Source organism: Luteibacter sp. KNZ12-1A (assembly GCF_056755675.1).
The window spans coordinates 16,481-27,410 of the sequence record NZ_JBPGXU010000052.1 but is presented as its reverse complement, the minus strand read 5'-3'; the positions used below and the strand labels follow the sequence as shown (position 1 = coordinate 27,410).

9 protein-coding genes and 2 tRNA genes are annotated in these 10,930 nt (G+C 65.0%); 2 read left to right on the top strand and 9 right to left on the bottom strand.

The annotated features are described in order from the left end of the window. Positions 1 to 156 precede the first annotated feature (156 nt). From dnaQ to ACR9ZJ_RS11915, 3 genes are read right to left on the bottom strand one after another with little or no spacing between them, the layout of a single operon-like run. Positions 157 to 879, bottom strand: a complete 723-nt coding sequence (dnaQ, locus tag ACR9ZJ_RS11925; protein WP_481287857.1) for a DNA polymerase III subunit epsilon — start codon at positions 877 to 879, stop codon at positions 157 to 159. After that, a complete protein-coding gene (gene rnhA, locus ACR9ZJ_RS11920; protein WP_481280837.1) occupies positions 876 to 1,337 on the bottom strand; it encodes a ribonuclease HI in 462 nt (153 codons plus the stop codon). Before rnhA ends, dnaQ begins: the two co-directional genes overlap by 4 nt. A gap of 8 nt (positions 1,338 to 1,345) precedes the next feature. After that, positions 1,346 to 2,038 carry a methyltransferase domain-containing protein gene (locus tag ACR9ZJ_RS11915; RefSeq protein WP_481287856.1) on the bottom strand — a complete coding sequence of 231 codons (693 nt, stop codon included), beginning with the start codon at positions 2,036 to 2,038 and terminating at the stop codon, positions 1,346 to 1,348. A gap of 167 nt (positions 2,039 to 2,205) precedes the next feature. Here ACR9ZJ_RS11915 and gloB point away from each other — a divergent pair, with 167 nt between their 5' ends. After that, the gene (gloB, locus tag ACR9ZJ_RS11910; RefSeq protein WP_481287855.1) at positions 2,206 to 2,973 is read left to right on the top strand and encodes a hydroxyacylglutathione hydrolase; all 768 of its coding nucleotides are present in this window, start codon (positions 2,206 to 2,208) and stop codon (positions 2,971 to 2,973) included. Further along, complete coding sequence (locus ACR9ZJ_RS11905; protein ID WP_481287854.1) at positions 2,970 to 4,241, top strand: transglycosylase SLT domain-containing protein; 1,272 nt, start codon at positions 2,970 to 2,972, stop codon at positions 4,239 to 4,241. Before gloB ends, ACR9ZJ_RS11905 begins: the two co-directional genes overlap by 4 nt. 32 nt (positions 4,242 to 4,273) lie before the next feature. On the opposite strand, the gene fabV is transcribed toward ACR9ZJ_RS11905, so the two are convergent. The 6 genes from fabV to lon form a co-directional block, all read right to left on the bottom strand. Continuing rightward, on the bottom strand, positions 4,274 to 5,479 hold the full coding sequence (gene fabV, locus ACR9ZJ_RS11900) for an enoyl-ACP reductase FabV (RefSeq protein WP_481287853.1): 1,206 nt from the start codon (positions 5,477 to 5,479) through the stop codon (positions 4,274 to 4,276). Between the two features lie 157 nt (positions 5,480 to 5,636). Continuing rightward, a complete protein-coding gene (locus ACR9ZJ_RS11895; protein WP_481280842.1) occupies positions 5,637 to 7,547 on the bottom strand; it encodes a SurA N-terminal domain-containing protein in 1,911 nt (636 codons plus the stop codon). 84 nt (positions 7,548 to 7,631) lie between these two features. Further along, positions 7,632 to 7,708, bottom strand: a tRNA-Asp gene (locus ACR9ZJ_RS11890). A 9-nt stretch (positions 7,709 to 7,717) separates the two neighbouring features. After that, positions 7,718 to 7,792: transfer RNA gene (locus ACR9ZJ_RS11885), tRNA-Val, on the bottom strand. Positions 7,793 to 7,809: 17 nt separating this feature from the next. After that, positions 7,810 to 8,082, bottom strand: coding sequence for an HU family DNA-binding protein (locus tag ACR9ZJ_RS11880; RefSeq protein ID WP_481280843.1), 273 nt, complete (start codon positions 8,080 to 8,082; stop codon positions 7,810 to 7,812). A 336-nt stretch (positions 8,083 to 8,418) separates the two neighbouring features. After that, entirely contained in the window at positions 8,419 to 10,929 is a 2,511-nt protein-coding gene (gene lon, locus ACR9ZJ_RS11875; protein ID WP_481280844.1) for an endopeptidase La, read from the bottom strand. Between the last annotated feature and the right edge of the window lies 1 nt (position 10,930).

Genomic DNA, 10,930 nt, shown 5'->3' with positions numbered 1-10,930 from the left:
CATGGCCGCGCAGCGGCATCCTTTCCCGAGCGACGGTGCAACCGGAGCGACGAGGGTGGCGGCCGACGGCTCTGCCCCGCACACCCCAACCGCGAGGGCGAAGCCGAGCCGGCAAAGCACCCACCCATCCACAAAGAACCGTTTTGCCCCAGCCTTCTAGTGAATCGTTTCCGATTCGAGCTTGCGCCAGATGCTTTGGCCGCCGGCCGCCTTGTCGATGGCGTCGAGGCGCTTCGCGTGCAGGTCCAACTCTTCCGGCGTGGCACGCAGGACGACCGGACGACGGGTGATGACGATGTCGTTCAGCACGTGACTGCCGCGATGATCGCTGTCGGCGTCGAAGGCGAAATCGAGGGCCACCTGGCCCGAGGTCATCGCGACGTAGACTTCCGCCAGCAGCTGCGCATCGAGCAGGCCGCCGTGGAGGTCACGGCGCGTGTTGTCCACGCCCAGGCGCTTGCATAGCGCATCCAGGCTGTTGCGCTGGCCGGGATACATCGTGCGTGCCATGGCCAGGGTATCGAGCACCGTGGCGTGATCGGTCACCTGTCCGTACGCCGGACCCAACAGCTTCAACTCGGCATTGATGAAGCCCACGTCGAACGCCGCGTTGTGGATGATCAGTTCGGCGCCACGGATGAACGCGAGGAACTCGTCCACCTTGTCGCGGAACAGCGGCTGGCCGATGAGGTCTTCGTCCTTGATACCGGTCACCGCGCTCGCTTCCGCGTCGATCGAACGCTCGGGATTGAGGTAGGTGTGGAAATGATTGCCGGTCGGGCGGCGGCCGATCAGTTCGACCGCGCCGATTTCGATCAGGCGGTGGCCGAGATGCGCTTCGAGGCCGGTGGTTTCCGTATCGAGGACGATCTGCCTCATGCCACCTTCCCCTTCGCCTTGTAGATGATCGCCTGGTCGCGCGCGGCGACGTCGACGCGCTCGTTTTCCACATGGCCGTTGTGACCCTTCACCCACTCCCAGGTGACGGTGTGCGCCGCGGCGGCCTCGTCCAGGCGTATCCACAGGTCCTGGTTCTTCACCGGTTTCTTGTCGGCGGTTTTCCAGCCGTTGCGCCGCCACTTCGGCACCCACTCCTGCACGCCCTGCATGACGTACTTGGAATCGGTCATGAGGTGCACGTTGCAACGCCGTGTGAGCGCCTCCAGCGCGGAGATCGCGGCCATCATCTCCATGCGGTTGTTCGTGGTCTCGGCTTCACCGCCGGAAATCATCTTTTCCACGCCCCTGGCGCGCAACAGCGCGGCCCAGCCGCCAGGCCCTGGGTTGCCCAGGCAGGCGCCATCGGTAAAGGCTTCAACGGTGTCGGTATCGGTCATGGAGGACTTCAGGTAATCGATTCACGGGCATTGCGACGCGCGCCGGAGGCGAGCGTGCCAGGCATGGGTGCGGGCACGGCGGCCGCACGGGGGCGCAAGGGTACAGCCGCCGGACGTTTTTTGCGCGCCAACAGGAAATAGCCGCCACCGACGATGGACTCGCCGACCGGCGCACCGCCCGTCCGGGGCCACGCGCTACCGACGCGGCGCGGCATGGACAGTTCGAATTCGTCACGGACGAGGCGTTGGCTCCACCACCACGGCCAGGTCAGCCGGGGCCGCGTGCCGCGGCTCTGCCGGGCGACCCAGGGCGACCACAGGCCGACCGGATGGATACCCGTGATAGCGAGCATGCCGCCGGGTGCCAGCACGCGTATGGCCTCGTCCAGCAGATTGTCCTGCCGGGCCGTCGTTTCGAGTGCGTGGCGCAACAGCACCACGCCGAAGGCCTCGTCGGCGAACGGCAGGGCTTCCAGGCCGCTGGCATGGATATCGCCGCCCAGCACCGCCCCGGCGACGCGGACGGTCGCCCAGTGGCCCAGGAGCGGTATGGCGGGGGGCTCGGCCGGCGCGGACGTGGTCAGGTGCAGGCCGTGGTCGCCCGTGCAGCGGGCCAGCATCGGGGCGAGGGCACGCGCTTCGTCGGCCAGGAGCTTGCCGATCTGGGGGGTCGCGTAGATGTCGGAAGCGAAATGAGGCATGCGGGACGAGTGTAGTGGGGTTGAACGGGTGCCGCACCGGTTAACGACTTGCTAACGAGCGGGATATACCCGGCTGATATAGTCCGGCCGCCCCGCCCGGTAAGGATGTCTCCCCGGCGGCCATTCCTTGGGTGTTCGCGCCCTATCGACGTAACGGAGTTCGCCCGATGCATTGGGTTCCCGTCGCGGCCTTGAGCGACAACTACATCTGGCTGGTCGCCGACGACGAAGGCAACGCCTTCGTCGTGGATCCCGGTGAAGCCGCCCCCGTCGAAGCCGCGCTGAAAGAGCGAGGCTGGCGGCTGACGGCCGTCCTGCTGACGCATCATCACAACGATCACATCGGCGGCGTGTCGGACCTGGTCCGCCACCACGACGTGGAGGTGTACGCCCCGGCCGATCCGCGCATCCAGCCGAAGAACCAGATCGTCGAGGATGGCGACACCTTCACACTGGATGCGCCCAAGGCCAGCTTCAAGGTGATCGCCGTGCCCGGGCATACCACCTCGCACATCGCCTATTACGGCGAGGGCTTCCTGTTCTGCGGCGATACCTTGTTCAGCGTCGGCTGCGGCCGCCTCTTCGAAGGCACGCCGGAGCAGATGCTCGCCTCCCTGGACCGTTTCGCCGACCTCCCGCCCGAGACCCTGGTCTGCTGTGCGCACGAATACACCGCATCGAACATCCGCTTCGCGCTCAGCGTCGACCCGGACAACGGTGCCCTGCGCCACCGTCGTGACGAGGTGGCGCGCCTTCGCCAGGAGGGCCGGCCGAGCGTGCCGACCCGCCTTGCCGACGAGTTCGCCACCAATCCGTTCCTGCGCGTGGACAGCGAGGCCATCGCCCGCTGGCTCCATGTCCAGGGCCAGGACCATGCCACGCGGACGCAGCGCTTCGCCGCGCTGCGCCGGGCCAAGGACACCTTCAGCGCATGAACGTATTGAACCGGCGCCTGCTGCCTACCCTCCTTCCTTTCCTGCTCACGGCTTGCGCGGGCGGCATGACGCACCCCACGCCTCCGTCGCCCACCGTCACGGCGGCACCGGTCGCTCCCGTGCAGGACGTGGCCGTGGAGCCGAAGCTGCTGCGCCCCGCTCCACCGGCCGACTTCTGGTCCGACATGCGCGACAGCTTCGCCATGCCCGGATGCGAAGCCGATCCGCAGGTGATGGCCTGGGCCCGCACTTATACGAAGCAGCCGAACCGTTTCGAGCAGCAGGTGAACGAAGTACTGCCGCTGATCGTCTATGCACACAAGTCGGCGATGAAGCACGGCGTGGCGGGCGAATTCGCCTTGCTGCCCTGGGTGGAGAGCCAGTACCGTCACGTGCCGGGACAGAGGAACCGTCCCGCGGGCATGTGGCAGATCATGCCGCAGACCGCGCGCGCCCTCGGCCTGCGCGTGGAGAAGAACTACGACGAACGCCTGGACATCACCAAGTCGACCGAATCGGTGATGAACATGATGCGCCGCTATTACGACGACCTCGGCGACTGGCGCCTGGTCGATGTCGCCTACAACGCCGGCGAATTCGGCTTGAAGAAGACGCTCGACAAGCATGGCGGCCCGTCGGATGACGACGGCCTGCCGGACGTACCGATGAAAGCGGGCACCAGGGAACACCTGGCGAAGCTCATGGCGATGGCCTGCATCGTGCGCGATCCCGCGCGCTTCAACGTGAGCCTGCCACGCCAGGATCGCGAAGACGCGCTGCAGGTGGTGAAGGTATCGGGCCCGCAGTCGCTGGCCCAGGCGGCGAAGCAATCCGGGCTGTCGATGAACGACCTGCGCGATTTCAATCCGGCCTACCGGACGAGCAAGGGCACGATCGGTTCCAGCCTCCTGTTGCCGAAGTCGGCGGCGGACCAGTACAAGCTCGGGCCGGTCGATCCGGTCGCCGATGTCGCCGGGCCCGCGGCCGACGATGCGGGCGTGGATGCTCCCGCGAAATCCACGAAGGGCAAGGCGAAGGCCGGTACCGCCGCGAAGAACGCGCGGGCGGTGGCCAAGGTGGCCAAGCCCTCGAAGCCCGTCAAGATGGACGAGCCGCGCGTCGTCATCCACAAGGTCGACAACGGCGAATCGCTGTGGACGATCGCGCGCCGGCACCAGGTGAGCGTCGAACAGTTGATGAAGTGGAACGACCTGCAGACCCAGGCGGTGAAGCCCGGACAGGTATTGAAGCTGACCGCGTCGCGCTGAGGCGCGACGGCGATCGGCTCATCCCCGTTCCATCAGAGCTGCACGACGTCCCACTGCACGTCGGGGCTTACGTCCGCGTCGTAATCGACACCCTTCGCCTCGAAGCCGAACAGCTTGATGAAATCGTGCTTGTAACCGGCATAGTCGGTGACCTGCCACAGGTTTTCCGTGGTGACGGTGGGCCATAGCGCCTTGCACTCGCTCTGCACGTCTTCACGCAACTCCCAATCGTCAAGACGCAGGCGGCCCTCGGCATCGGTCTCCGCGGCCTTTCCGTCCAGGCGGTACAACCGGTCGTGGAACAGGCGGTTGATCTGCTCGATCGTACCTTCGTGGATACCCTTCGCCTTCATGATCTTGAAGACCATGGAGACATATAGCGGGATCACCGGAATCGCGGAACTGGCCTGGGTCACCACCGACTTCATCACGCCGACATAGGCGCGCAGGCCCTTCGCCGCGTGACGCTCGCGCAGTTCCTTCGCCGTACGGTCGAGATGCTGCTTTGCCTGGCCGAGCGTGCCGTGCCAGTAGATGGGCCAGGTGATCTCGGTGCCGACATAGCTGTAGGCGACGGTGGTGGCATTTTCGGCAAGCACTCCGGCATCGCTCAACGCTTCCATCCACAGCGCCCAGTCTTCGCCACCCATGACGGTGACGGTGTCCTTGATCTCCTGCTCCGTGGCAGGTTCGACGGACGCCTGGATGACCGCATCCTTGTTGGTGTCCACCGACGACGCGGTAAACGTCTCGCCAATGGTCTTCAACGCCGAACGCACCACTTCGCCGGTCTTGGGCAGCTTGCGCACGGGCGAGGCCAGCGAATAGACGACGAGATCGACCTTGCCGCCCATCTCGTTCCTGATGATCTCGATGGCCTTCGCGCGTGTTTCGTCCGCGAAGGCATCGCCGTTGATCGAACGGCTGAACAAGCCTGCTTCACGCGCAAGCTTGTCGAACGCAGCGGAGTTGTACCAGCCAGCCGTACCCGTCTTCGCTTCGCTGGACGGCTTCTCGAAGAACACGCCCAGCGTGGCGGCACCGTGGCCGAAGGCGGCGGTGATGCGCGAGGCCAGGCCGTAGCCGGTGGAAGCGCCGATCACCAGCACGTTTTTCGGACCATGAGCGAACGTGCCGCTGGCCTTGGTGATGGCGATCTGTTCTTCGACGTTCTTCGCGCAACCGACCGGATGAGCGGTGGTGCAGATGAAGCCACGGACCTTGGGCTGGATGATCACGGAATGTCCTTTTGACGCAGTGAGACGCGCATTGTAATCGGGTCCGCTTCCATGCGCTTCCGCATGGAGAACGGACCTGGGTGGGAGCCGATCCTGTCGGCGCACAAAAAAAGCCCCTCCGGAGAGGGGCTTCTCGATGTGCCGGAACCCGCGGTGCCTACATGCGGTCCTGGGCGATCTTGATCTCGCCGCGGGCCTTCAACGCCTGGATGTATTCCAGCGTGGCGGCCTGGGCCATGGCGTCCATCATCTGGCCGCGGAGGGCGTCGCGCTGGGCCTTCTCGACCTTGGACGGATCGCCGTCGGTGACCTTGTCGACCGCCACCAGCGCATAGGCGCCGTTGCCGGTCCGCACGGTGGTCCACGCGGGCTTGCCGTTGGCCGGATGAGGAAGCGTGAAGGCGTCTTGCAGGATCGCCGGCGGCACATCGTTGATACTGGCGAGCTTGCTGCGCTCCAGCCCGGCGAGCGTGCGCACCGGAGCCTTCACCAGGGTGGCGATGTCGCCGCCCTTGGCCAGCTGCGCGATGAGATCGTCGGCCTGCTTCTTCGCCAACGCGTCGACACGCTCGTCGAGGATGCGCTGGCGCACGGCATCGGCGACCTCGGCCAACGGCTTCGGCGCGGCGGCATTGTGCTTGGCCAGGTGCATCACCAGCGCGTCGCCCTTGTCGACCTGGACCAGCGACGAATTGTTGCCCTGGGCCAGCACGTCGTCGGCGAAGGCCGCGGCGACGAATTTCGGATCCGACGGAATACCGGGGCCGCCGTCGCGACCGAACAGCGGGGATGTCTTGATCTCGAGGCCGAGTTCCTTCGCCGCCGGTTCGAGCGAACCGGGATTGCGGTCGGCGAGATCGGCAAGCTGCCCCGCACGCTCGTTGTAGAGGCGCTCGCCTTCGCTCTTGGCCCAGTCCGCGGCCAACTGCGCACGCACCTCGGCGAACGGCTTGGCATCGCCTTCGCGCGCGTCGCGCAACCAGATGATGTGGTAGCCCTCTTCCGGCGAGAGCACGGGCTCCTTCGTGATATCGCCCTTCTTCATGCCGAACAGCGCGGCGTCGAAGGCGGCGTTCGCCACGCCTTTCTCCAACCAGCCGAGGTCGCCACCGCTGCGCTTGGAGCCAAGGTCGTCCGAGTTCTCGGCGGCGAGCTTGGCGAAGTTCTCCGGCGTGGCCTCCGCGGCGATCTTCTTCGCCTTATCGAGCGCGGCCTTCTGCTGCTCCGGCGTGGCGTTCTTCGGCACGTTGACCAGGATGTGCGACGCCTCGCGCTGTTCCGGCTGCGCGTAGCGCTGCTTGAACTTGTCGTAGAACGCGTGCAGCTGCTCGTCGGTGGGGTCGCCCACCTTGAGTTCGGACTGCTTCACTTCGAGGTACTGCACGGAAACCTGTTCCGGCGTGGTGTAGTCGGCGATATGCGCCTTGTAGAACGCGTCGATGTCGGCATCGGCGACGCCGGCGTCGGTGAGCGACGGACGCGGAAGCTCGACGAAGCGCAGGTCGCGCTGTTGCAAACGCAGGCGGAAGAACGCGTCGACATCGGCGTCGCTGACCAGCGTGGTGTTCGCGATCGCCTCGGGAATGATCTGCGTGGCGAGCGAGGCGCGTACCTTGGCCTCGTACATGCCGGGGCTCATGCCCTGCATCGAAAGGATCGCGCGATACGCTTCCGGGCTGAACTGGCCATTGACCTGGAACCCGGGATCGCTGCCGATCGCGGAACGCACGCTCGCATCGGACACCACGAGGCCGAGGTCGGTGTTGGCCTGCTGCAACAGCGCCTGGCTGATCATGCCGTCCAGTACGCGCTGTTTCAGCTCGGGCTTTTCGAGGTCGGCGGCCGTGAACGGCGAGCGCGGATCCTGCGCGGCCTGCTGGCGAAGCTCGTTGAGCCGCTGTTGCCAGTCCTGCTGGGAGATCTCGTGATCGCCGATCTTCGCGACATAGGTGTCGACGCGCGACACGAAGTACGACTCGATACCGAAGAACGCGACGGCGAAAACACAGATACCGAGCACGATGGCGGCGGGCCAGCCATGGATCTTGTTACGCAGGGCTTGCAGCATGATGCGACTCGCGAAGGTGACGCCGATAACCCTTACCGGCGGTAGATAAAGCAAAGGCGCCACGCGGGCGCCTTTGCGGACCAATGGCGGAGTGGACGGGACTCGAACCCGCGACCTCCGGCGTGACAGGCCAGCATTCTAACCGACTGAACTACCACTCCACTTACGTTTGGTGGGTGCTGAGGGGATCGAACCCCCGACCAGCGCCGTGTAAAGGCGACGCTCTACCGCTGAGCTAAGCACCCCCTACGGTAAGAACCGATTAGTTTACGTGATCCTTCAGCGCCTTGCCAGCGGTGAAGGCCGGAGCCTTGGACGCCGGGATCTTGATTTCCGCATTGGTGCGCGGGTTGCGGCCGGTACGGGCGGCGCGGCTGCGCAGCTTGAAGGTGCCGAAGCCGACGAGGGCGACGTCGTCACCCTTCTTGAGGCTGTCCTTCACCGCATCGATGAACGCCTCGAGAGCCTTGCCGGCGTCGGTCTTGGACAGCTCGCTCTTTTCGGCAATGGCATTGATCAGTTCGGATTTGTTCATTACGTAACTCCCTTCAAAGGTAATTCGAATCGCTGGACAGCGATCCTGTACGAGAAGACGGCAGATCGTCGAATCGAAACCCAGAGGCATCGTTCTCCGACCCCGCTATCCATGGCGCCCTTGCGGCGCGGGCGATTGCGGTGTCGTCTTTATACCAGCGCCCTCCCACCATCGCAAGACAAGGTATACCAAGGCTTTCAGCACATATGCATGGTCTTTGGAGGCTTGCGCGCGATGGGAAAAACGATTATCGCGGAGGCGCCATGACAGGACGACGAAAACGAAAAGGGCACACTTATGTGTGCCCTTGTTCGTCACGGGGAACGATGAAACATATCAGTGCGTGAGCGACGGCGATGCCTTGCCCTTGCCACGCTTGCCCGGCTGGCTCGGCACCTCGACGTCTTCGCCACCCTCTCCCGTCTTCTTCGGGCTCAGCGGACGTTCCAGGGCGAGATCGAGCACCTCATCGATCCACTTCACCGCGTGGATGTCGAGCGACCCCGTGATGTTCTCCGGGAGGTCGACGAGATCCTTCTTGTTTTCCTCGGGGATGATCACCGTGGTGATGCCGCCACGGTGGGCCGCGAGCAACTTCTCCTTGAGGCCGCCGATGGGCAGCACGCGGCCACGCAAGGTGATCTCACCGGTCATGGCCACCTCCGAGCGCACGGGCACCTTGGTCAGCGCCGAGACCAGCGCCGTGCACATCGCGATACCCGCGCTCGGACCGTCCTTGGGCGTGGCGCCTTCGGGCACATGGATGTGGATGTCGAGCTTCTCGTGGAAGTCCGGCTCGATGCCGAGCGCCGCGACGCGCGCCCGGACGACACTCAACGCCGCCTGGATCGATTCCTTCATCACGTCGCCGAGCTGTCCGGTGTGGACCAGCCTGCCCTTGCCCGGCACGACCGAGGCTTCGATGCTGAGCAAGTCGCCACCCACCTGGGTCCAGGCAAGGCCAGTGACCAGGCCCACCTCGTTCTGCTGCTCCGCCCGGCCGAAGTCGAAGCGGCGCACGCCGAGGTAGTGATCGAGGTTCTCGCCATCGACCCGGACCTGGGCCGGTGCCAGCGCCTTGCCCTTGGCGGCCTTCGCGGGCGCCTTCCTGGGCTTGGCCTTCGCCTTGGCCGGCACGGTACCCAGCGCGATCTCCTTGACCACCTTGCGGCAGATCTTCGAGATCTCGCGCTCGAGGTTGCGCACGCCGGACTCGCGCGTGTAGTAGCGCACGATGTCCCGCAGCGCGTCCTCGCCTATCGCCAGTTCCTCGGCGCGCAGGCCGTTGGCCTTGAGCTGTTTCGGCAGCAGGTACTTCTGCGCGATGTTGAGCTTCTCGTCCTCGGTGTAACCCGGGATGCGGATCACCTCCATGCGGTCGAGCAACGGCCCGGGGATGTTCAACGAGTTGGCCGTGGCGATCCACATCACCTCGGAGAGGTCGAGGTCGACTTCCAGGTAATGATCGTTGAACGCGTTGTTCTGCTCCGGATCGAGCACCTCGAGCAGGGCCGACGAAGGATCGCCGCGGAAATCCATCGACATCTTGTCGATCTCGTCGAGGACGAACAGCGGATTCTTCGTGCCGATCTTGTTGAGGTTCTGCACGATCCGGCCAGGCATCGATCCGATGTAGGTGCGGCGATGGCCACGGATCTCGGCCTCGTCGCGCACCCCACCCAGGCTCATGCGGACGAACTTGCGGTTGGTCGCCTTGGCGATCGACTGTCCCAGCGAGGTCTTGCCCACGCCGGGCGGGCCGACGAGGCACAGGATCGGGCCCTTCATCGTGTTCACCCGCTGCTGGACGGCGAGGTATTCGAGGATGCGCTCCTTCACCTTCTCGAGGCCGAAGTGGTCGGCATCGAGCGTTTCCTGGGCCAGCGCGAGATCCTTGCGAACCTTGCTGCGCTTCTTCCAGGGCACGCCCACCACCCAGTCGAGGTAGTTGCGCACGACGGTGGCCTCGGCCGACATCGGGGACATCTGCTTGAGCTTGTTGAATTCCTGGCGCGCCTTGGCGAGCACCGCCTTCGGCATGCCGGCCGCGTCGATCTTCTTCTGCAGCTCTTCGATCTCGTTCGCGCCTTCCTCACCGTCACCCAGTTCCTTCTGGATGGCCTTCATCTGCTCGTTGAGGTAGTACTCGCGCTGGCTCTTCTCCATCTGCGACTTCACGCGGCCGCGGATGCGTTTTTCGACCTGCTGCAGGTCCATCTCGCCATCGACCAGGCCGATGAGCAATTCAAGACGCTGGCCGACATCGGCCGTCTCGAGCACCTTCTGCTTGTCGCCCATGCGCACGGAGAGGTGCGCGGCGATCGAATCGGCGAGGCGCGAGGGATCGTCGATGCCCGACAGCGTGGCGAGGATCTCCGGCGGGAGCTTGCGGCTCTGCTTCACCAGTTGTTCGAACAGGGAAACGAGCGAGCGCGAGACCACGTCCAGCTCGCGCTCGTTGCTGGTGTAGATCGGTTCGATGACGCGGGCGCGGCCGCTCATCATGCCGGCCTCGTCCTCGAAGGCGTCGATCTGCACGCGCGACTGTCCTTCGACCAGCACCTTCACGGTGCCATCGGGCAGTTTCAGCAGTTGCAGGACACCGGCGAGCGTACCCACCTGGTGCAGGTCGCCGATGGAGGGATCGTCGATGTCCGGGCTCTTCTGCGCGACGAGCAGAATCTGCCGCTCGCCTTCCATCGCCCTTTCCAGCGCACGCATGGATTTGTCGCGCCCGACGAAGAGCGGGATGACCATGTGCGGGTAGACGACGACGTCACGCAGGGGCAGGACCGGCAACAGGTCCAGCTCGGATCCGCTCGTGGTTTGGCTGCGATTCTTCGCCATG

Coding starts and splice junctions, on each gene's coding strand:
- dnaQ (WP_481287857.1), bottom strand. CDS start 879: ATGAGGCAGATCGTCCTCGATACGGAAACCACCGGCCTCGAAGCGCAT.
- rnhA (WP_481280837.1), bottom strand. CDS start 1,337: ATGACCGATACCGACACCGTTGAAGCCTTTACCGATGGCGCCTGCCTG.
- ACR9ZJ_RS11915 (WP_481287856.1), bottom strand. CDS start 2,038: ATGCCTCATTTCGCTTCCGACATCTACGCGACCCCCCAGATCGGCAAG.
- gloB (WP_481287855.1), top strand. CDS start 2,206: ATGCATTGGGTTCCCGTCGCGGCCTTGAGCGACAACTACATCTGGCTG.
- ACR9ZJ_RS11905 (WP_481287854.1), top strand. CDS start 2,970: ATGAACGTATTGAACCGGCGCCTGCTGCCTACCCTCCTTCCTTTCCTG.
- ACR9ZJ_RS11895 (WP_481280842.1), bottom strand. CDS start 7,547: ATGCTGCAAGCCCTGCGTAACAAGATCCATGGCTGGCCCGCCGCCATC.
- ACR9ZJ_RS11880 (WP_481280843.1), bottom strand. CDS start 8,082: ATGAACAAATCCGAACTGATCAATGCCATTGCCGAAAAGAGCGAGCTG.
- lon (WP_481280844.1), bottom strand. CDS start 10,929: ATGGCGAAGAATCGCAGCCAAACCACGAGCGGATCCGAGCTGGACCTG.